The sequence below is a fragment of the Pseudofrankia coriaricola genome, assembly GCF_001854805.1.
Lineage (GTDB): Bacteria > Actinomycetota > Actinomycetes > Frankiales > Frankiaceae > Pseudofrankia.
This window is the reverse complement of record NZ_MBLO01000209.1, coordinates 1-25,293: the sequence shown is the minus strand read 5'-3', so window position 1 is coordinate 25,293 and position 25,293 is coordinate 1. Positions and strand designations below refer to the sequence as shown.

Sequence of the window (25,293 nt, the reverse complement as noted above, 5' to 3'; positions counted from 1 at the left end):
CGGCAGCGGCGGATCAGCCGAAAGCACGAGAGAGAGACCATCTCATCGGCCAGGCGAACTCCGGCCTCCGGGCCGGTGTGCCCGCCGCCGGGCTCAGCGATCGTGGACGTACCGATCCTCACCAACGACGGAGCCCATGATGAGAACGCGTCAACCCACCACCACACTGGAGGACCAGCCGATCCCGGTGAGAGCCAAGCTCGCCGCGGCGTGGACCAGCTTCATGTTCCTGTGCGCCTACGTGGACATTCTCAACTTCTTCACGCCCGGCGTCATCGAAGACATCCTCGACGGCAAGGTCTTCGAGTTCGACCTCTCCCAGACCTTTTCGACCACGGCGCTGACCCTAATGGCCATCCCGATCCTCATGGTCGTGCTGTCGATGACGCTGCCCGCCCGGGCGACCCGCATCACGAACCTCATCGTGGCCTCGCTCTACGTTCCCGTCACGGCATTCAACGCGGTGGGCGAGTCCTGGCTGTACTTCTACGGCCTTGGCATCGTACTGGAACTGATCCTACTCGCCCTCATCGTGCGGTACGCCTGGACCTGGCCCCGCACCGCACCGTCGGCGACCAGCCCGGACCGTGAAACCGTTCGCGCCCAGCAGCAAGCGTGAACCCAAGAACGGTCCCCGTCCTGTTCGGAGCCATCTGCCTCGGTGCCGCGGTGTGGGCCTCTCGTGGCGGTGGGACACCAACTACCACCACTGGGACGTCGCGTAGGGGCTGGACAGCGCCTCGGTGGCCTGGTGCACGGCCGCGAGGCCGGGTTTGACGTAGCGCTGGACGGAGCGCAGCGACCTGTGCCCGGTCTTCGCCATGATCACGTTGGCGGAGGTGTTGGCGTCGCCGAGGTGGGTGGCCGCGCTGTGTCGGAGCTGGTGGAGGCGTAGGCCGTCGCCGTACTGGCCGAGCAGGATCCGGGCCCGGTCGTAGCCGAGGCGGGCCCGGCCGGTGTCGGGGCACAGGTCGCGCGGGTCGGTCGTCGCGCGCCGGTGCGGGCCGGGCCGGTGGGGGGCCTGGTCGGGGGTGAGGGCGGGTTTGCGGCCGGTGTAGACGCCGCGCTGCCTGGCGGCGGCGATGCCCTCGCGTTGGCGCTCGAGGATCAGGGCGCGCTCGAACTCGGCGAACGCGCCCATGACTGACAGCAGCAGGGTCGCCATCGGCGAGTCCTCGCCCGTGAAGATCAGGTTCTCTTTGACGAACTCCACCCGCACACCCTTGCCGGTCAGGGCTCGCACGGTGCGGCGCAGGTCGTCGAGGTTGCGGGCGAGGCGGTCCATCGAGTGCACGAGCACGGTGTCGCCGTCGCGGACGAACGCGAGCATCTCGTCGAACTTCGGCCGGTCGGTGTCCTTCCCAGACGCTTTGTCGGTGAACATCCGCTCGACCTCGACCCCGTCGAGTTGCCGCACGGTGTTCTGGTCGGCAGTGCTGACCCTGACGTAGCCGACCCGCATTCGCCCGGCCCCTTCCGCACCCGAAATGTCAGGGTGGACTCTAGGAACCGAGTGGACACACGCCAGGAAACGACGCGATGGACTCTAACCTGACGCTTCTCACGTCAGTTGATCGTGTGGTGTTGGGGTGTACCCGTACTGGACACACGTCGGCGTACCTGATGGCGCCCGGTTCGGATTACCAGGGGAGGGTGTTGTCGGCGTCGAAGTAGCCTCCGGTGGGGCCATCTGGGGGGCTCACCTGCGCCATGCGCACGATGATCTCGGCGCCCTGCTCGACGGTCTGGAGGCCGGTGTTCCCGTTCAGGTCGGTCTTGGTGAAGCCAGGCTCCACCGCGTTGATCCGCATGTTCGGGAACGCCTTCGCGTACTGCACGGTGATCATGTTGACCGCAGTCTTCGACGCCGGGTAGGCGACGCCCGGGTAGGCGTAGGCCGGGGTGCCCGGGGTGGTGACCCGGGTGAGCGAGGCCAGACCGCTGCTGACGTTGACCACGACCGGGGCGGTGGAACGCTGCAGCAGCGGGAGAAACGCGTGGAGGACGCGCACGGTGCCGAAGACGTTCGTCTCGAATGTCTGTCGCATCAGGTCGGCGGTCACGTCCGCGGCGCCGATCACGACGTTGTCACCCATCTCTTCTTGGATGCCGGCGTTGTTGACCAGCACGTCCAGCCCTCCGTCGGCCTCGATGGCCGTCGCCGCGGCCTTCACGGACGCGTCGTCGGTGACGTCGAGCCGGACTGCCCGTGCGCCTAGCTGCTCGGCAGCCCGGCGGCCGCGTTCGGCGTCCCTGCTTGCGATGTAGACGGTGTGGCCCGCGGCAAGGAGCTGGCGGGCGGTCTCGAAGCCGAGACCTTTGTTTGCTCCAGTGATCAGTGTTGCTGTCATGGCTACGACGCTAGGATCTAGAGCGTGCTCGAAGTCAAGCTGCGGCCGGTACCCGGGCCCGCTCGGTCCGACCCCCAGGCGGGCTTGAGCATCGCTGAGGCGGCCCGCCGCACCGGGGTCAGCGTGCACACTCTGCGCTACTACGAACGCGCCGGCCTGGTCGTCACTCCTGTCGACCGCACCGCCGGTGGCCGGCGGCGCTACCAGCAGCTAGACCTGGACTGGATCACCGTCTGCACCAGGCTGCGGGCCACCGGCATGCCCATCAAGACAATCCGGCGCTACGCCCAGCTCGTATCCGCCGGGCGCGGCAACGAGCAGGAACGACTTGCCCTCCTGGAGGCCCACCGCGCCGAGGTGACCGCCGCGCTCGCCCAGTTGCAGGAGAACCTCAGGCTCATCGACCACAAGATCGACGTCTACCGAGGCCGGCTCGACGCCGGCGACGCCGACCAGCTATGGGCGCCCAACCGCCAAGTGGACGCCCGCTGAGCGATCAGCTCACGAAACAGCACCGTCGATCGCATCGGTCCATTCGTCAGGTGCGTGCAATCGACCACGTTCTCGAGCCCCTGCGCGAGGCCCGGTTCCACATCTACCGGGTCGCCAACGACTACGCGCTGGAACGGGCACGCCAACGCCACTGACCGCTGCTCAAGCCCCGCGGCGATCTCGGCCATGGTGAACTGGCGGGAGTCGCACATCCGCTGGGCCTTGTCGATCAGCTCGGCGGTCATCTTGGGCTTCCGGCCGCCGGTGCGGCCCCCGGCCCGGCCGGATTCACCGTCGAGGACCTCACAGCCCTGCCCGGCGACGCCAACCGCTACGAGCTCCTCGACGGCGCGCTGCTGGTCCCCCGTCCCTGCGGCTTCCTGATCGTCGCGGAGCCGTTCCCCGTCACCATCCGCCTCGCCGGCCTGCACGGCCTCTGAGCGCGGCCGCCGCCGGGAGCCGGGGCCCGAGCCCTACAGCTCCCGCGACTCCACCCGGCTGGCGGCGGTCTGTGCCCCCTTGTGCGACCCGGCCGCCGCAGACACCGCCGAGGGGGGATGAGGCCCAGGTGTATTCAGCGGGTAGAGCGCCATCGCCGTACGCGCCGCGTCACCGCTTCGAGAGGAGCTTGCCCGTCCACAGCGGGGCGGGAAAAGACAAAGGCAAGGAGGTTGCCCACTCCTTGCCACTTTCAATATATAGCACATCGGGGGTCTTGCCGCAAGACCCGGGTCGTGCCGCAGAATCTCGACCGAAGCCAGAACCCGTGGGAGTCAGGGATTCGCGAAATACGCGCGGCTTTTGGCGGTGTATGGGTCCCGCGGGACGGCGAACCACCGGTGGGACTCACGCCGCGGTCGCGGGGACTCGGCGCGGAGGCGGGTGTGCGCACCGCCGGACTGCGCGCGGCGGCTGGCCAAATGCACCTTGTTGAATGGGGCGGTTTTCATGATTGACGTGATCGTTGCCGGTGGCGGGCCGACCGGCATGATGCTGGCCAGTGAGCTGCGCCTGCACGGTGTGCACGTCCTGGTGTTGGAGAGAGACACGCGGCCGAGCGTGCAGGCCCGCGGGCTGGGTCTGCACGTGCGCAGCATCGAGGTGATGGACCAGCGCGGTCTGCTGGACCGGTTCCTCGCTCTCGGCAGGCAGTACCCGGTCGGTGGTTTCTTCGCCGGCATCGCCAAGCCTGCGCCGGACCGGCTGGACACCGTGCATTCGTACACCCTCGGCATCCCGCAGAACATCACCGAGCGTCTGCTGACCGAGCACGCCACCGAGCTCGGTACCGAGATCCGGCGCGGTCGCGAACTGGTCGGGCTGAGCCAGGACGACCAGGGGGTGACCGCCGAACTGGCCGACGGCACACAGCTGCGCTCACGCTACCTCGTTGGCTGCGACGGCGGTCGCAGCACGGTGCGCAAGCTGCTCGGGGTCGGTTTTCCCGGCGAGCCCGCCAGGGTCGAGTGGCTGCTGAGCGAGCTGGAGGTGGCCGCGCCGCTGGAGACACTGAACGCCGTGGTGGCCGAAGTCCGCGAGAAGTATGTTCAGTTCGGCCCCGTGCCCCACGAGGACGGGATGTACCGCTTCGTCGTGCGCACCGAGGACGTGGCCGAGGATCGCATGGTCCCGCCGACCTTCGAGGAGTTCAAGCAGCGGCTGCGGGCGCTCGCCGGCACCGACTTCGGCGTGCACTCACCACGTTGGGTCACCCGCTTCGGCGACGCCACCCGGCTGGCCGAGCGCTATCGGGCCGGCCGCGTACTGCTGGCCGGCGACGCGGCGCATGTCCACCCGCCGATGGGCGGGCAGGGGCTCAACCTCGGCATCCAGGACGCGTTCAACCTCGGCTGGAAACTGGCCGCCGAAGTGGGCGGCTGGGCGCCGGAGGGGCTGCTGGACAGCTACCAGACCGAACGGCGTCCGGTGGCCGCCGACGTGCTGAACAGCACCCGCGCGCAGGCCGAGCTGCTTTCCCCCGAGCCGGGTTCCCAGGCAGTACGCCGGCTTCTGACGGAACTGATGGCCTTCGAGGACGTGAGCCGGTACCTGACCGAGAAGATCACCGCGATCGGGGTCCGCTACGACTTCGGCGAGGGGCACGAGCTGCTCGGCCGGCGGATGCGGGACATCGGGCTGAAGCGGGGGCGCCTCTACGCGCTGATGCACGGCGGCCGCGGACTGCTGCTCGACCAGACCGGCCGGCTCTCGGTGGCAGGCTGGGCGGACCAGGTCGACCACGTCGTCGACGTCAGCGAGGAGCTGGACGTTCCCGCGGCGCTGCTGCGGCCGGACGGTCACGTGGCGTGGGTCGGTGAAGACCAGCAGGATCTGCTCACCCACCTGTCCACGTGGTTCGGCGCTGCCGCCAGCTGAGCACGCGGTCGCGCCCTCGCGAGGGCGGGACCTTCCTCGGGGTGCCCGATCCGCCTCAGCGGTGGCCGGTCTCCGGCAGGTCCGCTCGGCCGTGCGCCCGACCAGGGCCCCGTCGGGAGCGAGCTAGAGGCGGGCCAGTAGCTCGGCCTTCTTGGCGGAGAACTCGTCGTCCGAGAGCACACCGCGTTGGTGCAGGTCGCTCAGCCGGTCGATCGTCGCCAGGATTACCTCTGGGTCTGTGCCTCCCGTGGCGGCCGCCGCCGGGTCGGGCTCGGGCGTGCCAACGACCGGGCCGGGCACGGGGGCCAGGTACTGCCGCGGTGCCGCGGACGCCGGGGGTGCCGTGCTCGCCAGCGGCAGGCTGTCGACGGTGAAGGTGCCGTGCTGACTGGAGAAGGACAACGTCCCGGGCGTGGCGCCCTGTTGCTGCTGCACGCCGCTGACGAGGTGGTCGAGGGTGTCGTGAATCCGGACCGGGCCGCCGCCGCTCTGCACAGCCAGCCGTCGCGCGGTCGGGAAGACGGCGTACCGGGAGTCGTTCTGGCCGCCGACAGAGCTGGGCTGCCCCAGGTCACCGGGCCACCAGGTGCTCAGGTTCGCCGGGTGGACCACGCCGGGCTGCCCGCCGGCGGCAGGCGGAGGCGGGGGCGGGGGCGCGGGCATGTATACCGGCATCGAGGCGAGCAGGTTCGACAGCTCCGAGGCGAGACCGCTGACCGTGGCCTTCAGGCCGTTGTTGAACATGTCGCCGATCATCGTCATGCCGCTGGCCATCCACTGCCCGCTGCCGCCGAGTTCGGGATGGGAGAACTGCGCCCTGGTGCCGTTGCCCTGCAGTACCGCTTCCAACAGCGTGCGCGCCGCGTCGGTGCTCACGCCGTACCGACGGGCGAGATCCACGACGGCCTGCTCGCCCTGGCCGGTCAACTTGCGCATGCGGGATCTCCTCGTGCTGTGAGGTTCTCTCAGCGACCCATTCTCTCAGCGGCCGGCATCGATATGGGCCTTTGCTCAGACGTCGAGTCCGGCGGATGCGTTATAGAAGGGCCGAACCGGGCAGCTGGGTGACAGGTGGCGCAAGGGCGCACACCGGTCAGAGCGACCCAGACGAAGGGGCCCGCCATGTGGAGCCGAACGGTGACGGCGGCGGCCGTCTCGCTGTGTGCCGCGATCGCGGTGACGGGCTGCGACGCCCTCAACAGCACGTCCGACAGCGCGGGGACCGGCGGTCCGTCCGGGACGGCCACGCCCGGCAAACCGACCACGACGACCACGACGCGGGAAGGGCCGTTCGCCCTGCCGGCGTCAGGGTGTGACCTGGTCGAGGCGGCCGCCGTCGAACAGGTCACGAACCGGGCGTCGGTGACGCTGACGTCGGTGGGCGGGTCGCCGGCCGGTTCCGGCCAGACCGTGCTGACCTGCGCCTTCACCGACGGAGCGGTCCCGGTCGGGCTGCTGACCGTCGACGTCCGTTCCGCCGACGAGAACAGGACCGCCGCCGAGGAGCTCGACGCCTCGGTCGCCGGCAGCCTGTACAAGTCCAGCACGACCGAGGCGGTTTCCGACCTGGGCGACGCGGCGAAGTACGGCACCGCCCTCAGCGTCGGCGGCCTCACCTATGCCACCGTCTGGACGATCGAACTGGGTGGCGGCAGCGTCGGAGACCTGTCGGTCACCGTCGCCTCCGACGCGCCGGCGACGGCGCGGCCGGGCATCGTCGACCTTGCCCGTACCGCGCTCACCCGGCTCGAGCCGCCCGGCGCCAGCCCGACGGTCACGGTCAACCCCGAGACCGGTCCCTGATCCCCGCCCGCGGGCGGGGATTGGCCGGACCCTCCGGCGTGGCGTGACCTCCCTTCCGAGGGGCCCGGGGGATGCCACGCCCGCCCACCGCCACGGGCGGTGGGCGGCGTCGGTAGGGTGATCAGCCATGTCGGCACAACCGCTGCGGGAACTCGTCGAACCGGGCTGGGCACAGGCCCTGGAGCCGGTGACTGACCGGATCGCGGCCATGGGTGACTTCCTGCGCGCGGAGATCGCGGCGGGGCGGAGCTACCTCCCGGCCGGCGAGAACGTTCTGCGGGCCTTCAAGCAGCCCTTCGACGAGGTCCGGGTGCTGATAGTCGGGCAGGATCCCTACCCGACCCCGGGGATGGCCATCGGATTCAGCTTCGCGGTCGCGCCCGAGGTGCGCCGGCTTCCGGGCAGCCTGGAGAACATCTTCCAGGAGCTGTGCTCGGACCTGGGCGTGCCGACGCCGGCGAACGGTGACCTCACGCCGTGGACCCAGCAGGGCGTGCTGCTGCTGAACAGGGCGTTGACGACGGCGCCGCGCCGGCCGGGCTCGCACCGGGGAAAGGGCTGGGAGGAGGTCACCGAGCAGGCGATCCGCGCCCTGGCCGCCCGTGGCAAGCCCCTGGTCGCGATCCTGTGGGGCGCCGACGCGCGCAGCCTGCGGCCCTTCCTGGACGGCACCCCGACGATCGAGTCCGCCCACCCGTCGCCCCGCTCCGCGGACCGCGGTTTCTTCGGTTCCCGGCCGTTCAGCCGCGCCAACGACCTCCTGCTCAGCCAGGGCGCCCAGCCCGTCGACTGGCACCTCCCGTAAGCCGGGCGTGTGGGCCGGGCGGACGGGCAAGCCATCCCCGGGCGGCCGGCCAGCATGAGCAGTCCGCGGGTGTGCGGGTGGATGCCCGGGTAAAGGGGGCGTGATGGACGAGGCGGGAAAGGCCGCCGAGGCCGAGCGGACCGCCGCCGACGGCGTCGAGGTACGGGCGGCGGGCGGAGTGGTGTGGCGGCCCGCCGCGGGCGGCGGGATCGAGATCGTGCTGGTGCACCGGCCGAGGTATGACGACTGGTCGCTGCCCAAGGGCAAGCTCGACGACGGCGAGACGTGGCTGGCCGCGGCCGTCCGCGAGGTCGCCGAGGAGACCGGGCTGGCGGTGGAGGTCGGCGCGCCCCTCGGTGACGTGACCTACCCGGTACACCGGCACGGGATCCCGGCGACCAAGGTCGTGCGCTACTGGGCGCTGCGTGCCACCGGCGGCACGTTCGCCCCGAACGAGGAGGTCGACCAGCTGCGCTGGCTGCCGCCTGACGCGGCCATGTCGCTGCTCGCCCACGACCTCGACCGGGAGATCGTGGAGCGGTTTCTCCGGCATCGGGCAGATAGCTGAGCCCGGACCGGCAGCGCCTGACTGGATCGCGCAGTGGGGCGAGGATCAGTCCGACGCGGTGAAGGCCCCCGAGGAACAACGGAACGAAGAGTCCCGGTAGTGGCCGGCGTGCGGGTGGCTTAACGGGGCTGGCCGTTCGTCTGTACCAAGTAGCGCGAATCGCATCGGATCCCGGGCCGGTGCGAGTGCGAGTGCGCGCCGTGCTGTATACGGCGTGGGGGTGTGCTGATCGCCGCCTCGGGCATCGCCATGCGGTGTCGGATTCGAGGAGCACAATCTTCATCTCTGGCGGTGCGGCCACCGCCAGCTAAGCCGTCACGAGAGAAGATCGGTTGCACCCATCGGTAGCCGGCGAGCTGGTGGACGGTGGCGGCGGCAACCTCGGGGTTGTCATCGAAAACGAGGCGTACGGCCAACGCGCGGAGTTGCGCAGCGCGCCGTCGGACTCGTCAACGGGTTTGTCACGACGGAATTCAACGACGGGTCAATGTCCGGTCAGCTCGGCGACGACAGGAGCGAGCGCATCAGCGGCGTTGGCGCCGACAACGAAGTAGGAGAAGCCGCTGTCCTCCCGCCGCCTCAAGATCTCCTCGGTGGCCGCCGCCGGGTCGCTCGGGAGTATCGCGAGCGAGTCCGCCGCGCGTAGCGCGGCCGGGTCCGTGTCGGGGGGTGTCATGAATGGGGCAACGGCGTCGCCGACCACCGGCACGTGGAGCGCGAGTTCGACGTCTCGGATTGCGCGGAAGTCGGCCGCCAGCCGCATCATCTCGGCCCGAGAGTCACCCGGCCACGCGGCGAACGTGACCGTATCCGCCAGGTTGGCCGCCAGCGCCTGGGCCTTAGGGCCACGTACGGCCATCACCACGGGCGTATGGAGGTCCGGGCCATCGAGTTCTCTGAGCGACGTGACAGTGTCACGCACCTGCAACAACCGCTCGCCTGGTGTCACCACCGGAAGGCCCAACTCGCGCAGTTCGTCCTCGATCCCGGGTCTCCCGGTGCCGATGCCCATCTCGAAGCGACCCTCGGTGAGCACCGACAGTGAGTGCGCCTCCCACGCCATACTCCAGGGCATGCGCAGCGGAGAGGCATACACCCACGTACCCACCCGCAGGTCGGCGAGAGTCGCCGCGACAGCCAACGTGGGTCCAGGCGCCGGCTGCCACTGCTGAACGTCGGGCATCAGAAGTGTCGAAAAGCCGCTGTCGGCGATACGGCGCACCTGGTCTCGCCACGCCGGTAGATCAGTTCTGAGGGGGGCGACTACCCCGAATCGAAACGGTCTCGTTCCGCCGGACGCCTGATTGTCGGCCATCGTCCTGTCCTTTCGCTGTCGCCCGAGCCCTGTGTCGGGGTTTCTACATCACATCGAACGGGCCCGGGCAGATTCGACAAACACAGTCTGCTCGGTAGACCTGCGCACCACCCGAAACTCATCGGCCGGCCGAGTCACCAACCGGCTTTCGCGGGCGCTCAGCCTGCTGTCACCGCCTGGCGGCACACAATCGGGCTGCCCGTCTGGATACGTTCGGTTGCGGACAGGGTCCGATGAGTTTTGCCCCGCCAGATCGTCCGTCTCTGAGAACCAACCATCGCCAACCCCGGAAGGACCCTCGTGAAGCGGATCAAGGTCAGCGGTGTCGAGTTGTGCGTGGAGGCCTTCGGGGACCTGGCGGACCCACCGGTGCTGCTGGTCGGCGTCACCATGCTGAGCTGGCCGGACGAGCTGTGCGCGGCGCTGGCCGGGCGGTATGTGGTGCGCTATGACCTGCGCGACGCTGGCCAGTCGACGTTCGTCGACCCGGACGCGCCCACCTACGACCTGCGCGACCTGGTCACCGACGCGTCCGAGCTGTTGGTGGCGCTGGATCTGGGACGTACGCACGTGGTCGGGGTGGGCGTTGGCGGTTTCATCGCGCAGCTGCTCGCGCTCGACCATCCCGACCAGGTCGCGTCGCTGACGCTGGTCTCCACCCGTCCGGTCGCGCCCGGTCCGGTCGATCCCGACTTGCCGGACCACGCGGCGGAGATGAGCAGGCAGCTGTTCGGGCGTCCGGCGCCGGACTGGACCGATCGCGACAGCGTGGTCGACTACATGACCGGTTCTGTGCGGGTGAAGTCCGGGTCGCGGGGATTCGACGAGCAGGACGTACGGGCGGCTGCCGGATCGGTCTTCGACCGAGCGGACCGGACGGCGAAGGCGCAGCGTGCGAGCCATCTCGGCAGCATGTTCGCGGCCATCGACTGCCAGCCGCGGTGGCGCGAACGGCTCGGCGAGATCACCGTACCGACCCTGGTGGTGCACGGGGACGAGGATCCGTTCTTTCCGCACGGCAACGGGGTGGCGCTGGCCGCGGAGATCCCGGGCGCCACTCTGCTCACACTGCCCGGCATCGGCCAGGGCGTGCCGCGCGTGACGTGGCCGGACGTCGTGGACGCCCTGCTGCGCCACACCTCTGACACTCCACGGGGAACCTGAACGGGGCACCCCTGGGGGGCGTGACACAGGAGATCCCAACAGGACGCAATGGGATCCCCCAACGAACACCGTCAGGGCGTCGCGCCGGCGGCCTCACCGAAGATCAACCGGTATTCAAAGGTGTCCTACGATCATCGGTATGGCGGATGAGGCGGGCGGTCACGCACCGGTCAACCGGCGGCAGTGGGACGAGCACCTGTCGGCCTGGTTCGACCGGTACGCGCATCGTCGCTGGGCCGCGGACGAACCGTTCTGGGGCATGTGGTGCGTCCCCCAATCCCGGCTGCCGGTCCTGCCGGCGGACGTGGCTGGTGCCTCGGCGATCGAGCTGGGCTGCGGCAGCGCCTACGTGTCGGCCTGGCTTGCCGGTCGCGGCGCACACCCGGTCGGTGTCGATGTCTCGGCCCGGCAGCTTGCCACCGCCCGCGGCATGCAGAACGAGTTCGAGCTGCGCTTTCCGCTGATCCACGGGGACGCCGAGCGGGTGCCGCTGACCGACGCCTGCGCCGACCTGGTGATCAACGAGTACGGCGCGGCGGTCTGGTGCGATCCCTACCGCTGGATCCCGGAGGCGGCCCGGCTGCTGCGCCCTGGCGGCCGGCTGGTGTTCTTGACCCACTCTCCCTTGGCCCGGCTGTGCATGCCGGAGACCGGACCGGCCACCGATCGCCTGGTACACAGCCTGTTCGGACTACACCAGCTGGCACGCCGCGGCGGCTCGGGCCGGGAGTACCGGCAGTTCGCACTGCCGCACGGAGAATCGATCCGACTCATGGCCGCGTGCGACCTCGTCGTCGAGGACCTGATCGAGGTTCAGGTGCCGCCGGATGCCACCAACAACGACTTTCCGGAGTTCCCACCCGAGTGGGTCCAGCGTTGGCCCGCCGAGGAGGTCTGGTTCGCCCGGCGCCGCTGATCCGTCGGGCCCTCGGCGACGGCTCCCACCAAGGGGGAAGCCTGGGGTGAACCGGCGGCCCGTCCGACCGTCAGCCGTGCTCCTCGCCAGGGGCGTCGGGGTCGCGGAGTTCCCGCATCCCGCCGGCGGGCAGGTCGGGCAGCGCGAACGAGTACTTCCCGAGCACGTTGAGGTGGCTGCGGGTGAAGGCGGACAGTCGGGCGACGTCGGCGGGGTCGACGGGGTGGCCCTGGGCGCGTAGCGAGTCCAGGGCGAGCTCCAGCACTCGTCCATGATGGCGCGGTCCCCGCCACGAGGCGCTGCCATTCACCGGATCTTACACCTCTGTAATGTGCGGGCGGCCACGCGCGACGGTACGAAAAATCGCGCGGCACAGATCCTTAACAGTGTCCTCTAACGTGCCCACAGGATTCCCACGGCCCCGGCACAGGGAGCCGAACTAACGTGTCGACTGTGCCGCTGAGCTGGGAAAGTACATCGAAATAACATCCCCGCCCGGTCGGCGGAAGTGGTCCGGGAATCCGGACGTGAATCGTTCGTTTCGCATGCTGAGGAGAAGTCCTGTGCGCGTTTCCAGGAATGTTCGCCGTTCCATTTCCGTGACGCTGGCCGGGGCGGCGGTCGTCGGGGTGGCGGCGCTGCCCGCCAGCGCGGCCACCGCGTCCCCGGCGACGCGGCCGGCGGCGGTGGCGTCGGCGAACCCGGCCCATCAGCAGGTGCGGGTGGACATCGCCATCGAGTCGGCGTCGCTGCCGGCGGGGGCACGGGCGGTGCTGGTCCGCAACGTCACGACCGGCACGGTCGTCGGCGTCTACGCGCTGAGGACGGGCACGGTGACCCATCTGACGGTGACGGTGCCAGCCGGGACGACACTCGACATCTCGGCGCTGACCGCGGCGAACGCGAACCGGCCGGCACAGCTGGGCACCGTGCGGGTGGTCGTGGGCGCGAAGGGCTCCACGGACGCGGGCAACACCGTGACGGTCACGTTCCGCCGGGGCGCGAAGCCGCGGGCGACGGCGAGCGCGCAGCTGGGCCGGCAGGGCGCGAGGGTCTCCGTGCGCTGATCCGGGTCGGCCGGGTGCGCGACGCAGCGGGGAAGCATCGCGCGCCCGGCCGGGCTGGTCCGTGGGTCCGCCCGCCGTGCCGTCAGGCGTGTGGCCGGGGCGTGCTGGTGCCGGGCGCCGGCGAGGCGTCCCGCGCGGCGGGTGTGCCGTCCGGCCCGACGCAGGTCGCCTGCTGGCCCGGCTCCTGAGTCCCGGCCACCCCGGCCGGGACGGCCACCGGGCGGCCGCCGCGCAGCGCGGCGACGGCGAACACCACGACCGGGCCGTGGTGGAATGGCCCGGAGATCAGCCAGATGATCAGGATGAACTGCATCCCGCCGCGGCCGCCAGCACGTCCGCCCCGTCGGCGGCGAACGAGACGCGTACCAGCAGCACTGGCAGAATCGAACGCTCGACCCTGGCGCCTGGCTGCCGTAACGCCCGCGCGGCCGCGGGCCGGCCTCCCTCGGTGGCGTCGGCCGGCTTGGGCGGAGGGACGGCCGGCCGCGCTGGTCATCCGCCGCCTGTCGGACACCGTTGGGCCCCTTTCCTCCGGGTTCTACCGATAACGGCCGAGCTCTCCGAGGCAAATTGATGGAAATGGTGACACTCAATGCTGATGAGCAGTAACCTGTCGCCAGCGATCAGGTGACTGCTCGGCTACGGGCTCTCGGCCGTGTCCTTTGCTGGTGACAGCGCCCCATCACACCCCTCCGCACCATTGATTGATTATGCAACTGACACGCCGCATCCCCCGGCGTGCCGGGCCGCTCTGCCGTCAGCCGAACATCACACCGAACGCGGTCACGCACGACGCGAAATTCCCTGGTCTGTCAGCAGAGGAGTTTTTGTGCGCCACGCGAACGAAGCCGGCGAAGGCCGGGTACCCGATCACCTGGATGCTTCGCCGAATCCAAACCGGCGAACAGCTGTTCTGGGCGCCGCCGCCCTGGGGGCGGCCGCGCTGACACCGTTGGCCTTCCAGGCCACCAGCGCCGCCGCCGACACCCCCAGCCCCGATACCGCCAGCACCAGCACCCTCGGTTCCGCCGGCCGCATCGACGTGCACCAGCACGCCAATCCGCCCGCCTCCCGCCAGTGGCTGATCGACCATGGGCTTCTTCCTCCCAGTGGCGGGCCGCCCTGGGCCCAGTGGGACCTGGCGAGCACCCTGGAGATCATGGACCAGACCGGGGTCGCCGCCGCGGTGCTGTCCGGTCCGGTCCCGGCGGAGTTCCTGGCCGGCCTGACGGCGGACCTGATCCGGGAGATGACCCGGATCGGGAACGACGGGTTGGCCGAGGTCGTCCGCGGCCAGCCGAAACGCTTCGGCTTCTTCGCCTACCTACCGTTGACCCAGGTCGACGTCGCCCTCGAAGCCGCCGCATATGCGCTGGACACGCTGAAGGCTGACGGTGTCTCGGTGAACATGCACGCCGCGGGCCTCTACCTCGGGGATCCGAGCTTCGACCCGGTCCTCGCCGAACTGAACCGGCGCAAGGCCGTGGTGTTCACCCACCCGTTCAACCTGGCCGGATGCGGGGGGACACCCGTGGCCGAGTTCCTCGTGGACTTCCTGGCCGACACCACCCGCGCCGCGGTCAAGATGGTGCTCGCGGGTACCCTCACCCGCTTCCCCGACATACAGTGGATCCTCCCCCACGGGGGCGGCTTCTTCCCTTACATGGCCGGCCGGCTGCAGCTCGGCACCTACCTGGGTGCCGGCGTCGACGAGGCCACCGCCGTGCGAGCCCTCAAACGGTTCTACTACGACACCGCCATGCCCACCTCACCACACGCCACCCCGTCGCTGCTCGCCGCCGCCGGCAGCGACCGGATCCTCTACGGCTCGGACTGGCCGGCCGCGACCGCCGACGGAGCCAGGCTGAACGCGCGGGCGGTCGACACCGACCCGTTCCTCGACCCGGCCACCCGCCGACGCATCAACCGCGAGAACGCGCTGCGGCTCCTGCCCGCGCTGGCCCGCCGCATGGGGGGCTGACACCCTCCTCCCACGGAGCGCCAGGTCACCCGCCGACGCCGGTCGGCGGGTGACTCGTGGCCTGGCCGCCCGTTCAGCCGTCGAGCGCGGCGAGGTCCAGGTGGCGCAGGCGGTCCGGGCCGGACCAGGCGTCGATCTCGGTGATGCGGCCGCGGACGACGGTGAACGCCATGACGGCCTGCGGCCGGCCACCGACGGTGGCGACGACTCCGGCGAGGCCGTTGACCAGCACCGGGCGCAGGGCGGCGGCCGGGTTGGCGAACATCAGGGCGCTTCCCGCGACCTCGCGTGCGCCGCGCCGCACGCCGGCGGCGGCGAGCGCGGGCGTCGCCTGGGCCCCGAGGTCGGTGCGCAGCACGGCGTCGGGGTCGAGCACGGCGAGCAGTCCCTCGAAGTCGCCGCCGCGGGCGGCGGCGAAGAACGCGTCGACGACGGCCCGCTGGCGTACCCGGTCCGCCGGTGGCACACCGCCCGCCGCGTCCACGGGGTCACCCGTGTCGTCGGCGCCGGGAGCCTGCGCGGTCGTGGCGGTGCCGCGGACCCGGCGGCGGGCCCGGCTGGCGAGCTGGCGGGCCGCGTCCGCGGACCGGCCGACCATCGGGGCGATCTCGTCGAACGACACCCCGAACAGGTCATGCAGCACGAACGCCAGCCGCTCCGGCGGGCTCAGCGTGTCCAGCACGACCAGCAGCGCCAGCCCCACCGACTCGGCCAGCACGGCCTCCTGTTCGGGCCCGGCCGCGTCGTCGGGCCGGGTGACCACCGGGTCGGGCAGCCGGGCCTCCAGCGGCTCCTCGCGCCGGGTCGCCCGGGAGCGCAGCGCGTTCAGGCACACCCGGCCGACGACCGTCGTCAGCCAGCCGCGCAGGTTGTCGATACCGTCGGCGTCGGACCGGGCGAGGCGCAGCCAGGTCTCCTGGACGGCGTCGTCGGCCTCGGCGAACGAGCCGAGCATCCGGTAGGCGACGGACCGCAGGTAGGGCCGGTTCTCCTCGAACCGCCCGGCCAGCCAGTCCCCCGCGGCCGTCTCCTCTCCGACCGCGCCGGGACCGCCACCGGCCTCGTCGACGCGGCCAGTGCCGCGCGGGTCATCGTCCCGCTGCACGCCGTCGGACTGGCCCTCCTCGCGCTGGTCGCCGCCCGCAGGGGCATCACCGAGGTCGGCATCGTCCTCGCCAGAGCCGAGAGCCTCGCCGTGATGGCTGTCACGTTCGCGCATCTGTCACGTTCCTCCGTCGCGTCGGGTCATAGCACTGACCGTCGGCGCCAGGCGGATGTGACCGCGCCTGGCGCGAACCGCAGGAGGTTCTCGTGGAAGCACGCATGAAGCACCCGGTGTATGTCGTCCCGGCCGCGATGAAGGCGCTGGCCGCGCTCAGCGAGGCGGTGAAGGACACCGGGCTGCCGGAACAGACGATCGAGTTGGTCAACCTGCGCGCGAGCCAGATCAACGGCTGCGCGTGGTGCCTGCAGATGCACGCGGCCGCGCTGCGCAAGGCCGGGGAGCCGGACGAGCGGATCGACACGGTGGCTGGCTGGCGGGACGCGGCGTTCTTCACCGACGCCGAGCGGGCCGCGCTGGCGCTCACCGAGGCCGTCACCCGCATCGCCGACCGCGGCGACCCGGTGTCCGACGACGTGTTCGACGAGGCAGCCCGGCACTACGACGAGGCCCAGCTCGCCGCGCTGCTGCTCGCCATCGGGCAGATCAACGTGTGGAACCGGCTCAACGTCGCCACCCACCACGTCGCCGGCGCCTAGCACCGTCGCCGGCGGCGTTCGCCCGCCCTAGGCGGGAAGATCGCCAGGACTGTATCCGGATCCGAACCGCGAGCCCTCGCCAGTTCGGATCCGGATACAGAACCGCTGACCAAGATCACGGTGTGACGATGTCGTCGGGCCAACCCTTAAGGCCACTTGGAGGCCACAGCAGCGCGGGTGGCGCCGCCCGCGGAACCGTCGCGGCATCACGCCGGGTGCGCCCTCGTCGACGGCGACCCGCGGATCCACATGTCAGGACAGGTAGCGGCGGAAGCCGACGGCGGAGCGGGCGAAGCCGAGGGACTCGTAGAAGAGGTGGGCGTCGGCGCGTTCGGCGCGGGACAGTAGCTGGATCTTGTAGCAGCCCGCTTCGCGGGCCTGTTCGACGATGTGGGCCATCAGCGCCCGGCCGACGCCGAGCCGGCGCGCGTCCGCCGCGACGACGACGTTCTCGACGATCGCCCAGGGCTGGCCGCCGTGTGTCAGGTTGGCGATGACGAGCACCTCGGCGGTGCCGACGACGCGGCCGTCGGCGTCGGCGACCAGCAGCTGACGGGCCGGGTCGGCGAGGATCCGCGCCAGGATCGGCCCGGCGGCGGCAGGTCCGGCGGGCTGGGACTCGGGCCGGTCGCCGGCGAGCTGCCGGTACAGGTCCAGCAGGGCGGGCAGGTCCTCGGCCACGGCGGTCCGGATGCGTGGGCTGTCCACGCCCCCGATCCTCGCGCGCCGCCCACGGCGCCGGCCGCGCCGGTCCCCCGGAGCCGCGCCGGGCCGGCCAGCCCGGAGACGTCAGCCCAACGAGGACGCCGGGTCGGGATGCCCGCGTGCCGCGTGGGGCGGGCCCCGGTCACTCCGGCGGCCCGGGGCACGCGCGCCAGGTCAGCCGGAGCGGCGGGACTCGCGGCGGGCGCGGCTGCCGAGCGGCATCTGGGCGAGGTCCTCGGCCGAGCTGCGCAGGTTCCGGTAGCCGTAGCCGCGCTCGTCGAGCCACGCGCTCGCCGCGGCCTCGGCGCGGGTCACGGCCGCGGTCAGCGTGCCGGCCGGGTCGTCGTCGGCTTCGCCCGCGGGGCGGGCGTCGAGGTAACGGAAGGCGAAGAACGGCCGGGCGTCGAGGTCGTAGGTGAGGTTGCCCTCCGGGGTGAACGCCGCCAGGAACAGGTCGTGGTCGGCGGCCTTGGCGAGCAGCTCGGCGCGCTGCGCCTCGGACAGGCTGTCGAACATGCCCCTGACGGTCACCCGGAACGTACGTCCGCTCATCGCCTGATGGTAGTCACCGCTAGGGGTGATGCCCTCCAGTCGGCGAGGTGCGTCAGGTAGGCGGGTTCCACGCCGGCAGTGTCCCCCGTGGCCGGCACAGTGTCTTTCGTGCCCACGCCGACCGTCCTGGACGGCATCCGGTGGGATGTTCGGAGCCCGGGCCCGACAACTCCACCAGATCACCCGCGGCTTCGGCCCGACCCGTCACCAGCGGATTTCCCTCGCCCACGTGGCCAGCCCAGATCTACGCTGATCACGGGTGGGATTCGCCCGCGCCGGGGCGTGGAAAACTCCGCCAGATCACGGCTCACCCACCGCCGCGGGGTGGGACGGCGGGCCAGGTGTCGCCAGGGCGACTCGGGTCCGGCCGGTCCGGTTCGCGGCCACTAGGGTGCGGCTGTGCGGATACGAGCGGTGGCACCAGCGGCACTTGGACTGTTCCTCGCGGCCGCACTGACGGCCTGCTCCGCGGTCAGCGAGAGCAACGAGCCGGCGACCCCGGCGTCGACGACCGGGGGTGCGGCCTCGACCACGACGGCCACGCCCTCCGCGGGCACGTCGCCGAGCACCACGGCCAGCCCCGGCGGGCCGAAGCCCGGCTCGTTCACCGTCCCCAAGTCCACCTGCGACCTCGTTGACGCCGCGTCGCTCGAGCGGATCAGCGGCCGGTCCGGCCTCAGCCTGCGGAATGTCTCCGCCGCCTGCACGGTCACCGACGGTTTCCTGCCGGTCGGCGCGGTGACGCTGGTTATCCGCGCCGCCGACACGGGCAAGTCCGCCCAGCAGGAGCTCGACGACACCGTCGCCGACTCCGTCTACGGCAAGGACAAGGCCGAGGACATCCCCGGCCTCGGCGCCGCGGCCCGCTACGGCACCTCGCCGAGTCTCGGCGGCGTGACGTTCGCCTCCATCTACGTGGTCGACCTGCGCGGCACCCAGGTCGCGAGCCTGTCGATCTCCATCGACGCCAAGGACCCCTCCACCGCCAAGGACCCGCTCGTCGCCCTCGCCCGCACCGCTCTCGGCAAGATCTGACAGTTCCGGAGAAGCCGTGGGCCGTGGCCGCGGGTCACCGGTGCTCTGGGGCCGGCCGCGGGTGTCCACGGCCGGTCGGTGTGGGGCGCCGGGGGACACTGCTGGCATGGACTGCTCACACCTGACCCACATCGCCGCCCCGGCCGGGGTCGCCCCCGGCGTCGGCTACACCCACGTGGTCGCCGGCACGGGCCGGCTGGTCGCCGTCTCCGGGCAGGTCGCGCTCGACGAGAACGGCGCCGTCGTCGGCGTCGGTGATCCCGCGGCGCAGGCGGTTCAGGTGTTCGCGAACCTGGGCCGTTGTCTCGCGGCCGCGGGCGCGACGTTCGCCGACGTGGTCAAGCTGACGTTCTTCGTCGTCGACGTCGCCCACCTGCCGGCCGTCCGCGCCGCCCGCGACGCGGTCGTCGACACGGCCCGGCCGCCGGCGAGCACGGCCGTCCAGGTCGCGGCCCTGTTTCGCCCCGAGCTCCTGCTGGAGATCGAGGCGTTCGCCGTCGTCGCCTCCTGAACCGGGTCAGCGCGGGCCGCGAGCCCCGGACACGTCGAGGATCGCGGCCTCGACAGCCGGGTCCAGGCCGACCGGAGGGCGGTCGGGGCGGTGCGGGGCCTGGCCGCCGATCTTCTGGAGCCAAATCCAGGTGTCGGCCACGGTGTCGAGGACCGGGCGCGCGCGCAGTCCGGCGGCGAGTGCCCGGGAGACGTCGGCGAGGTGGAACGCGGCGTGGTACTCGCCGGGCGGGAACCAGCCCGGCAGCTCGGTCCACGGCCGCACCCCGGCGGCGAGGATCGGCTCCGGGTCGGTCCAGACCAGCTCGGCGTCGGAGCCGGTCGTCGTCACGCAGGCCGACAGCACCGAGGCCGTGGTCGCGTGCCCGGGCGGGCTCTGCAGGTCGAAAGGGCCGGCGTCGCCGGCCGCGGCCGCGTCGAGCAGCCAGCCCGCGAGGTCGCGGACGTCGAGGTACCCGAACGGCAGGTTGGCCGGGCCGGGGGCAAGGACCCGGCCGCCGCGGACGACCCGGTTCAGCCACCACGGCAGCCGGCCGATGTTCTCCCCCGGCCCGAGGATCAACCCGGGGCGGGGCAGCAGTGTGCGCCCGTCGCCGAACACGGCGAGCGCGGCCAGCTCGCCGCCGCGTTTCATCCGGTTGTAGGCGGCGAGGCCGCCGTCCTCGGCGTCGTCGGGGGACGCGTCGACGACCGGGGCGTCCTCGGCCAGACCGGTCGCCCCCGGCGGGCGGGGGAACGTGTAGACGGAACGGCTGGAGACGTAGACGTAGCGGCCGGCGCGCGGCTCGAGCAGCCTGGCGGCGTCGCGGACCGCGGCCGGTGCCCACGACCAGGTGTCGACGACTACGTCCCACTCGCCGTCGGCCTCGGCGAGCGCCGCCAGGCCGCCGGGCGCGGTCCGGTCCCCGCGCAGCGCGGCCACCCCCGGCGGCGCCGGGTGCTGTCCCCGGTGGAACACCGTCACGTCGAAACCCCGTTCGAGCCCCGCGTCGACCACCGCTGTACCGACGAACTCCGTCCCACCGAGCACCAGCAGCCGCATACCGCGACTATCGCCGCCGGGCGGGCCGGTGAGAACCTCGGCCTGCTGTAAGCAGAACCCGGGCACGGGCGATTCGATGAGGACGATCTTCCACGGGCGCCGCGGCGAGCTGTGCCAGGCCTACCGGAAGGCCGGGAGCACCAGACGGATGGACGTGCGTGCGTGTCAGCTGTCTGGGTGATCGGTTTCTGCCAGATCGGAAGGCAACGCCAGAAGAGCAGCCGTCACACTCGCGCGCCGGGCAGTACGGCGGCGGCCTGACGCGGGGCCTCGGTGACCCGGGCCCGCTGACGCCGCCAGCGGCTGGTCGCGCCGTTGACGAGCGCGCGGCGCACGTAGGCCTCGCGCCTGTCCTCGGCGATCTTCGTCCAGTGCCGGTAGGTCCGTTCCAGCGCTCCCTGGAGCAGGTCCTCGCAGGCGGCCCAGTCGCCGGTGACCAGCAGGGTCGCGCTCAGCAGCAGCCGTTCGGCCGATCGGGCCACGAACTCCTCGAACGCCGGTTCGTCATCCGCACGCACCCCTCGCCTCCCGTCCAGGTCGGGTATCTCGCGATCCCAGACGCGGCAGGGGCTGGCGCGCCATGAGCGCCTGCTCCCTGTTTTCTCCCCGTGGCGTTCCTGGCGCCCACGGGCGGAGATTGACAGCCCGGCGGGAGCGGGTTAGAACGAGTTTCAGTTTTGGGTGACGTGGCTCACGGCCCGCGGCCGCGCGTGGCCACGGGCCGCGGGGCGACGGCCGCGGCTGTGGGCCGTCGTGGCTTCGAGAAGCAGTGGCCTGGAGAAGGGGACCGGCGTGCAGGCACAGGAACGCGACCCTGAGTTAACCCGCTCCCGGCTCGCCAGCTGGCTGGCTTCCCGGCTGCCGGGCGCCAACGGCGGCGGCGTGGACGTCGGGCCGCTGACCAGCCCGGAAGGCCTCGGGTTCTCCAACGAGACGCACCTGTTCGACGCGACCTGGGGCGACGGGCCCGACCGTGTCACCCGGCGGCTGGTGCTGCGGATCGCGCCGACCGTCTATCAGGTGTTCCTCGAACCGCGCTTCGAGGAGCAGTACCAGGTCATGACCGCGCTCACCGGCCAGGACCCGGGCCTGCCGATGCCGGAGCTGTTCGGCCTCGAGCGGGACGTGTCGCTGCTGGGCGCGCCGTTCTTCGTGATGGGCGCGGTAGACGGCCGGGCACCGGGCGACAACCCGCCTTACCACGTCGGCGGCTGGCTGCACGACGTCTCGCCCGCCGACCGGGCCGCGATGTGGTGGGGCGGCGTCGACGTCCTCGCCCGCCTGCACCGGCTCGACCCGGACGCCCTGGGCCTCGGTTTCCTTGACAGCCCGCGGCGCGGCCGCACCGGCATCGACCAGCAGCTCGCGTACTACGAGGAGATGCTCGACTGGGCGGCGGCGAAGGTGTTCGACACCCCGCCGGAGCCGCTGGCCAGCGCCCGGGCCTGGCTGCGCGCGCACCAGCCCGCCGAGCCCGGCCCGCCGGTCCTGCTGTGGGGCGACTCCCGGATCGGCAACATCCTGTTCGACGACGCGTTCCAGGTCGCCGCGGTGCTCGACTGGGAGATGGCGACGCTTGGCGCCCCGGAGACCGACTTCGCCTGGTTCCTGTTCCTCGACCGCCACCACTGCGAGGGCTGCGACGCGCCGCGCCTGGAAGGGTTCCCGTCCCGCGAGGAGACGGTCGCCCGCTACGAGCGGCTCCTCGGCCGGCCGGTACGCAACCTGGACTACTACGAGGTGTTCGCCGCCTACCGCTTCGCCGTCATCATGCTGCGGATCCTGGCGATGTTCGTGGAACTGGGGATGGTGGACCCCACCACCGACATGATCACCAACAACACGGTCAGCCGGATGCTCGCGAAGCTGCTGGGCCTGCCCGCCCCCGGCGCCCCGCCGCCCCGCGGCGAGCCCCGGACCGCGCCCGCCGGCGCCCCGGCCGCGGCCGGCTGACGGCCCCGGGCCACGCACCGCGCACCCGCCCCCGAGACCTCCAGGAGCGCCTCCGTGCTGTCGCCGCTCGATGACTACCCCGTCCACCAGACCGCCGCGCCGGTCCGCGAGGTCGCCACCTCCGACCGCAACTTCTACGACCGCTACTACTTCAACTGCGGCTCCCACGACGGCGACACGTTCCTGGTCCTCGGCCTGGGCCAGTACCCGAACCTCGGCACCGCCGACGCGTTCGCCCTGCTGCGCCGCGGCACCGAGCACCGGGTCGTGCGCGCCTCCAGGGAACTCGGCACCGACCGCTCCGACACGTCGGTCGGGCCCTTCCGCGTCGAGGTCGTCGAAGGCCTCAAGAAGCTGCGGTTCGTCCTCGAACCGAACGACCTCGGCCTGTCCGCGGACCTGACGTTCGAGGGCGCCATGCCCGCGACCCTCGAACCCCGCCAGATCATCCGCGGCGCCGCGGACCGGGTCATCATCGACGCCTGCCGCCTCGCCCAGACCGGCCGCTGGTCGGGCACCTTCACCGCCGACGGCCAGACAACCGACGTCACCCCCGACCGCTGGTGGGGCACGAGGGACCGCTCCTGGGGGATCCGGCCCGTCGGCGAGCCCGAGCCCGCCGGCCGGCCCGCCGACTTCCACACCCTGTTCTGGCTGTACCTGCCGATCCAGTTCGAGGACCACTCCGTCATCGTGATCCTGCAGGAGGACGAGGCCGGCGGTCGCTCCCTGGAGGAGGCACTGCTCGTCTGGCCCGCCGGGACCGGCAAACCCGCGGAGCAGCTCGGCCGCCCCGACTACACCATCGAGTTCCACCCCGGCACCCGCGTCCCGAAGTCCGCGGCCATCCGCTTCACCCGCCGCGACGACAAGCTCCCCGAGATCACCGCCGAGACGCTGGTCACCGCCCACCTCGGCGTCGGCACCGGCTACGGCTTCGACCCCGGCTGGAAGCACGGCATGTACCAGGGAGCGCTCAAGGTCGACGGGGAGACCGTCGACACCGCCGACCCCGCCCAGCAGGGCCGCCTGCTCGGCATCACCGACACCTTCGCCCGCTTCACCCGCGACGGCCAGGTCGGCTACGGCCTGTTCGAGCTCCTCGCCATCGGCCCGCACCGCCCCACCGGCCTTACCGGCTTCCTCTAAAGCCCGGGATGCCGTAGAAAGCCGGCATGCCGGGAATCGTCCGCCCGCCAGCCGGAGGGGGCCGGCGGGCGGACGATTCCCAGGCGGCCCGGCGGCGGTGGCGCTGGCCGTGATGTACGCCCCCGCGGCGGCTGACCGGCCCCCGGCCCGCCCGCCTGCCCATCCGGGCCTGGGCCGGCCGCGCTCGCGCACCGGGCATGGCCACGCCCGCCCGGACCCCGTCGTCCACGGGGCCGAGCCGGGCGCGGGTCAGCCGGAGCGCAGCGCGTCGGTGAGGCGGACGCGGGTACCGGTGCGCTTGACCGCCCCGGCGTAGATCCGGCCCGTCAGCGGCACCAGCCCAATGATCGTGGCGATGGTCAGGGCGGTGCCGAGCGCGATCTGCCAGGCGGCGGCCGTGCCCGCGGCGATGAGCATCGGCATGATCAGCGGCGCGGACAGCGGGACCAGCGACAGGACCCGCAGCAGGCCGCTGCCCGGGTCGCCGGGAAGCACCGAGATCCCGATGACATACGGAATGATGATGATCATGATGAGGGGCATGGTGACCGCGGAGGCGTCCTCCTGCCGGGACACCAGCGAGCCCGCGGCCGCGAACAGCAGCGCATAGAGCGCGAAGCCGAGCAGATACCAGACCAGCGACCAGCCCGCCGAGGCGAGCGCCGTCACCAGCGACAGGCTCAGCACCCCCGTCGCGACCGCCAGCGGCACGCCGACCGCGGCATACAGGGCCATCTGGATCAGGCCGATGATGCCGATCCCGATGACCTTGCCCGACATCAGCTGCCAGGGCCGGACCGTGCCGAGCAGGAGCTCGACGACCCGGCTGGACTTCTCCTCGACGACCCCCTGCGCGACCACCGGGCCGAAGATCAGCAGCGACAGGTAGATCAGGACACCGGTGACGGCCCCGAGCCCGATCCGCGCGTTGTCGCGCTCCTTGGGCGCCTCGAGCGCGACCACGTCGACGCCGGCCGCGGCGACGGCGCCATCAACCCGGCCGAGGTCACCGCCAAGCGCGACGACCTGCGCGTCGAGGGCCTGCTGGCGGGCGACGGCGGTGAGCAGACCCCGGCCCTGGTCGTCGAGGGTGTGCCGGACGATGACGCGAAAACCGTCCGGGCCGCTCGCCGTGACGGCGGCGTCGAGCGTCCCGTCCCGGACCTGGCGCTCCGCCTCGGCCGCGTCGGCGACGGTGACCGCGCGGACGTCGACGCCCGCGGCGTCACCGACAGCGGTGAGCGCCGCTCCGTAGCGGGCGTCCTCGGGCAGGAAACCGACCGAGCTCGGCGACGAGCCGCCGAACAGGGCGGTGACGCTGATCCCCGCGGCGAGCACGACGACCAGCAGCGGCGTCATGATCCGGAACGCCTTGGAACGCAGCCGGGTCGACACCTCGCGGCGCACGACGAGCCACAGCACGCGGCGCGACCGCACCGCCGCCGCGCCCCCCGCGTCCTCGCCGCCCCGACCAGGACGGCCGGCGCCGCCGCTGGGAGCTCCGGAGGCGTCGGCGGGCCCGGACGGCTCGTGGCCGGCGGCGCTGGTACCAAGGTCGATGGTGCCGCTCACCGCTGGCCGCCCTTCACCCGCACCAACGCGCCAACCCCGACACGTCTCCCCCGGCCACGCCCGCGCCTGGCCTTGCCCTGGCCGTCGTCCGACGGCCCGGCCGACACCGGGTCCGAGCTGACCACCTCGCGGAACAGCTCGGTCAGCGTCGGGCGGCGGTGCGCGAACTCGTGGAC

General features: G+C 71.8%; 25 protein-coding genes and 3 pseudogenes. 15 read left to right on the top strand and 13 right to left on the bottom strand.

Annotated features, from left to right (window positions below; all coding sequences use genetic code 11):
* Positions 1–136: 136 nt before the first annotated feature.
* Positions 137–619, top strand: coding sequence for a DUF6326 family protein (locus tag BCD48_RS23050; protein WP_241841933.1), 483 nt, complete (start codon positions 137–139; stop codon positions 617–619).
* 81 nt (positions 620–700) lie between these two features.
* Here BCD48_RS23050 and BCD48_RS56800 read toward each other — a convergent pair whose 3' ends face one another.
* Positions 701–1,462, bottom strand: coding sequence for a recombinase family protein (locus BCD48_RS56800; RefSeq protein WP_083419067.1), 762 nt, complete (start codon positions 1,460–1,462; stop codon positions 701–703).
* 178 nt (positions 1,463–1,640) lie between these two features.
* On the bottom strand, positions 1,641–2,351 hold the full coding sequence (locus BCD48_RS23040) for an SDR family NAD(P)-dependent oxidoreductase (RefSeq protein WP_071050471.1): 711 nt from the start codon (positions 2,349–2,351) through the stop codon (positions 1,641–1,643).
* A gap of 24 nt (positions 2,352–2,375) precedes the next feature.
* Here BCD48_RS23040 and BCD48_RS23035 point away from each other — a divergent pair, with 24 nt between their 5' ends.
* Positions 2,376–2,843, top strand: a complete 468-nt coding sequence (locus BCD48_RS23035) for a MerR family transcriptional regulator (protein ID WP_071050470.1) — start codon at positions 2,376–2,378, stop codon at positions 2,841–2,843.
* 948 nt (positions 2,844–3,791) lie between these two features.
* Positions 3,792–5,219 (top strand): rifampin monooxygenase, encoded by a 1,428-nt coding sequence (gene rox, locus BCD48_RS23025; protein ID WP_071050468.1) that lies wholly within the window; start codon positions 3,792–3,794, stop codon positions 5,217–5,219.
* 123 nt (positions 5,220–5,342) lie between these two features.
* On the opposite strand, the gene BCD48_RS23020 is transcribed toward rox, so the two are convergent.
* Positions 5,343–6,155: an SHOCT domain-containing protein gene (locus BCD48_RS23020; RefSeq protein WP_071050467.1), complete on the bottom strand. Its 813-nt coding sequence runs from the start codon at positions 6,153–6,155 to the stop codon at positions 5,343–5,345.
* Positions 6,156–6,356: 201 nt separating this feature from the next.
* On the opposite strand from BCD48_RS23020, the gene BCD48_RS23015 reads away from it, so the two are divergent.
* The 3 genes from BCD48_RS23015 to BCD48_RS23005 all read left to right on the top strand — a co-directional run bounded on the left by BCD48_RS23015 (position 6,357) and on the right by BCD48_RS23005 (position 8,395).
* Positions 6,357–7,022: a hypothetical protein gene (locus tag BCD48_RS23015; RefSeq protein WP_241841932.1), complete on the top strand. Its 666-nt coding sequence runs from the start codon at positions 6,357–6,359 to the stop codon at positions 7,020–7,022.
* Between the two features lie 127 nt (positions 7,023–7,149).
* Positions 7,150–7,827 carry a uracil-DNA glycosylase gene (locus tag BCD48_RS23010; protein ID WP_071050465.1) on the top strand — a complete coding sequence of 226 codons (678 nt, stop codon included), beginning with the start codon at positions 7,150–7,152 and terminating at the stop codon, positions 7,825–7,827.
* Between the two features lie 103 nt (positions 7,828–7,930).
* The gene (locus BCD48_RS23005; RefSeq protein ID WP_071050464.1) at positions 7,931–8,395 is read left to right on the top strand and encodes an NUDIX hydrolase; all 465 of its coding nucleotides are present in this window, start codon (positions 7,931–7,933) and stop codon (positions 8,393–8,395) included.
* 484 nt (positions 8,396–8,879) lie between these two features.
* Here the strand turns inward: BCD48_RS23005 and BCD48_RS23000 are convergent, their stop codons facing one another.
* The gene (locus tag BCD48_RS23000) at positions 8,880–9,710 is read right to left on the bottom strand and encodes an LLM class flavin-dependent oxidoreductase (protein ID WP_071050463.1); all 831 of its coding nucleotides are present in this window, start codon (positions 9,708–9,710) and stop codon (positions 8,880–8,882) included.
* A 300-nt stretch (positions 9,711–10,010) separates the two neighbouring features.
* On the opposite strand from BCD48_RS23000, the gene BCD48_RS22995 reads away from it, so the two are divergent.
* A complete protein-coding gene (locus BCD48_RS22995) occupies positions 10,011–10,874 on the top strand; it encodes an alpha/beta fold hydrolase (RefSeq protein ID WP_071050462.1) in 864 nt (287 codons plus the stop codon).
* Between the two features lie 139 nt (positions 10,875–11,013).
* Positions 11,014–11,790, top strand: a complete 777-nt coding sequence (locus tag BCD48_RS22990) for a class I SAM-dependent methyltransferase (RefSeq protein WP_083419066.1) — start codon at positions 11,014–11,016, stop codon at positions 11,788–11,790.
* A gap of 70 nt (positions 11,791–11,860) precedes the next feature.
* On the opposite strand, the gene BCD48_RS22985 is transcribed toward BCD48_RS22990, so the two are convergent.
* Entirely contained in the window at positions 11,861–12,100 is a 240-nt protein-coding gene (locus BCD48_RS22985) for a Tn3 family transposase (RefSeq protein ID WP_071050460.1), read from the bottom strand.
* A gap of 253 nt (positions 12,101–12,353) precedes the next feature.
* Between BCD48_RS22985 and BCD48_RS47110 the strand changes: the two genes are divergently transcribed.
* Entirely contained in the window at positions 12,354–12,857 is a 504-nt protein-coding gene (locus BCD48_RS47110; protein WP_071050459.1) for a transcriptional regulator, read from the top strand.
* 82 nt (positions 12,858–12,939) lie between these two features.
* On the opposite strand, the gene BCD48_RS22975 is transcribed toward BCD48_RS47110, so the two are convergent.
* The gene (locus tag BCD48_RS22975; protein ID WP_071050458.1) at positions 12,940–13,170 is read right to left on the bottom strand and encodes a hypothetical protein; all 231 of its coding nucleotides are present in this window, start codon (positions 13,168–13,170) and stop codon (positions 12,940–12,942) included.
* Positions 13,171–13,686: 516 nt separating this feature from the next.
* Between BCD48_RS22975 and BCD48_RS22970 the strand changes: the two genes are divergently transcribed.
* Positions 13,687–14,838 (top strand): amidohydrolase family protein, encoded by a 1,152-nt coding sequence (locus BCD48_RS22970; RefSeq protein WP_071050457.1) that lies wholly within the window; start codon positions 13,687–13,689, stop codon positions 14,836–14,838.
* A 73-nt stretch (positions 14,839–14,911) separates the two neighbouring features.
* Here BCD48_RS22970 and BCD48_RS22965 read toward each other — a convergent pair whose 3' ends face one another.
* On the bottom strand, positions 14,912–16,057 hold the full coding sequence (locus BCD48_RS22965) for a sigma-70 family RNA polymerase sigma factor (RefSeq protein ID WP_083419063.1): 1,146 nt from the start codon (positions 16,055–16,057) through the stop codon (positions 14,912–14,914).
* A 92-nt stretch (positions 16,058–16,149) separates the two neighbouring features.
* Between BCD48_RS22965 and BCD48_RS22960 the strand changes: the two genes are divergently transcribed.
* On the top strand, positions 16,150–16,599 hold the full coding sequence (locus BCD48_RS22960; RefSeq protein ID WP_071050456.1) for a carboxymuconolactone decarboxylase family protein: 450 nt from the start codon (positions 16,150–16,152) through the stop codon (positions 16,597–16,599).
* A 252-nt stretch (positions 16,600–16,851) separates the two neighbouring features.
* Here BCD48_RS22960 and BCD48_RS22955 read toward each other — a convergent pair.
* Together BCD48_RS22955 and BCD48_RS22950 are read right to left on the bottom strand one after the other, a co-directional pair.
* Positions 16,852–17,337: pseudogene (locus BCD48_RS22955) on the bottom strand (GNAT family N-acetyltransferase); the annotation flags it as partial.
* A gap of 141 nt (positions 17,338–17,478) precedes the next feature.
* Positions 17,479–17,856, bottom strand: a complete 378-nt coding sequence (locus BCD48_RS22950; protein ID WP_071050455.1) for a DUF6204 family protein — start codon at positions 17,854–17,856, stop codon at positions 17,479–17,481.
* 414 nt (positions 17,857–18,270) lie between these two features.
* On the opposite strand from BCD48_RS22950, the gene BCD48_RS51490 reads away from it, so the two are divergent.
* A complete protein-coding gene (locus BCD48_RS51490) occupies positions 18,271–18,891 on the top strand; it encodes a hypothetical protein (RefSeq protein ID WP_071050454.1) in 621 nt (206 codons plus the stop codon).
* A gap of 106 nt (positions 18,892–18,997) precedes the next feature.
* Positions 18,998–19,402: a RidA family protein gene (locus BCD48_RS22940; protein WP_071050453.1), complete on the top strand. Its 405-nt coding sequence runs from the start codon at positions 18,998–19,000 to the stop codon at positions 19,400–19,402.
* 6 nt (positions 19,403–19,408) lie between these two features.
* Here the strand turns inward: BCD48_RS22940 and BCD48_RS22935 are convergent, their stop codons facing one another.
* Both BCD48_RS22935 and BCD48_RS22930 read right to left on the bottom strand, forming a co-directional pair.
* Positions 19,409–20,509: an NAD-dependent epimerase/dehydratase family protein gene (locus BCD48_RS22935; RefSeq protein WP_241841930.1), complete on the bottom strand. Its 1,101-nt coding sequence runs from the start codon at positions 20,507–20,509 to the stop codon at positions 19,409–19,411.
* Positions 20,510–20,706: 197 nt separating this feature from the next.
* Positions 20,707–20,961 (bottom strand): annotated as a pseudogene (locus BCD48_RS22930) (sigma factor); the annotation flags it as partial.
* A 235-nt stretch (positions 20,962–21,196) separates the two neighbouring features.
* Here BCD48_RS22930 and BCD48_RS22925 point away from each other — a divergent pair.
* Both BCD48_RS22925 and BCD48_RS22920 read left to right on the top strand, forming a co-directional pair.
* Positions 21,197–22,396: a phosphotransferase family protein gene (locus BCD48_RS22925; RefSeq protein ID WP_206745028.1), complete on the top strand. Its 1,200-nt coding sequence runs from the start codon at positions 21,197–21,199 to the stop codon at positions 22,394–22,396.
* Positions 22,397–22,450: 54 nt separating this feature from the next.
* Positions 22,451–23,545: an Rv3169 family protein gene (locus BCD48_RS22920; RefSeq protein ID WP_071050451.1), complete on the top strand. Its 1,095-nt coding sequence runs from the start codon at positions 22,451–22,453 to the stop codon at positions 23,543–23,545.
* 249 nt (positions 23,546–23,794) lie between these two features.
* Here the strand turns inward: BCD48_RS22920 and BCD48_RS22915 are convergent, their stop codons facing one another.
* Together BCD48_RS22915 and BCD48_RS22910 are read right to left on the bottom strand one after the other, a co-directional pair.
* Positions 23,795–25,117 (bottom strand): ABC transporter permease, encoded by a 1,323-nt coding sequence (locus tag BCD48_RS22915; protein WP_083419060.1) that lies wholly within the window; start codon positions 25,115–25,117, stop codon positions 23,795–23,797.
* Positions 25,114–25,293 (bottom strand): annotated as a pseudogene (locus tag BCD48_RS22910) (ABC transporter ATP-binding protein); the annotation flags it as partial. The pseudogene BCD48_RS22910 and the gene BCD48_RS22915, both read right to left, overlap by 4 nt.

Coding starts and splice junctions, on each gene's coding strand:
- BCD48_RS23050 (WP_241841933.1), top strand. CDS start 137: ATGATGAGAACGCGTCAACCCACCACCACACTGGAGGACCAGCCGATC.
- BCD48_RS56800 (WP_083419067.1), bottom strand. CDS start 1,462: ATGCGGGTCGGCTACGTCAGGGTCAGCACTGCCGACCAGAACACCGTG.
- BCD48_RS23040 (WP_071050471.1), bottom strand. CDS start 2,351: ATGACAGCAACACTGATCACTGGAGCAAACAAAGGTCTCGGCTTCGAG.
- rox (WP_071050468.1), top strand. CDS start 3,792: ATGATTGACGTGATCGTTGCCGGTGGCGGGCCGACCGGCATGATGCTG.
- BCD48_RS23020 (WP_071050467.1), bottom strand. CDS start 6,155: ATGCGCAAGTTGACCGGCCAGGGCGAGCAGGCCGTCGTGGATCTCGCC.
- BCD48_RS23010 (WP_071050465.1), top strand. CDS start 7,150: ATGTCGGCACAACCGCTGCGGGAACTCGTCGAACCGGGCTGGGCACAG.
- BCD48_RS23005 (WP_071050464.1), top strand. CDS start 7,931: ATGGACGAGGCGGGAAAGGCCGCCGAGGCCGAGCGGACCGCCGCCGAC.
- BCD48_RS23000 (WP_071050463.1), bottom strand. CDS start 9,710: ATGGCCGACAATCAGGCGTCCGGCGGAACGAGACCGTTTCGATTCGGG.
- BCD48_RS22990 (WP_083419066.1), top strand. CDS start 11,014: ATGGCGGATGAGGCGGGCGGTCACGCACCGGTCAACCGGCGGCAGTGG.
- BCD48_RS22975 (WP_071050458.1), bottom strand. CDS start 13,170: ATGCAGTTCATCCTGATCATCTGGCTGATCTCCGGGCCATTCCACCAC.
- BCD48_RS22965 (WP_083419063.1), bottom strand. CDS start 16,057: ATGCGCGAACGTGACAGCCATCACGGCGAGGCTCTCGGCTCTGGCGAG.
- BCD48_RS22950 (WP_071050455.1), bottom strand. CDS start 17,856: ATGAGCGGACGTACGTTCCGGGTGACCGTCAGGGGCATGTTCGACAGC.
- BCD48_RS22940 (WP_071050453.1), top strand. CDS start 18,998: ATGGACTGCTCACACCTGACCCACATCGCCGCCCCGGCCGGGGTCGCC.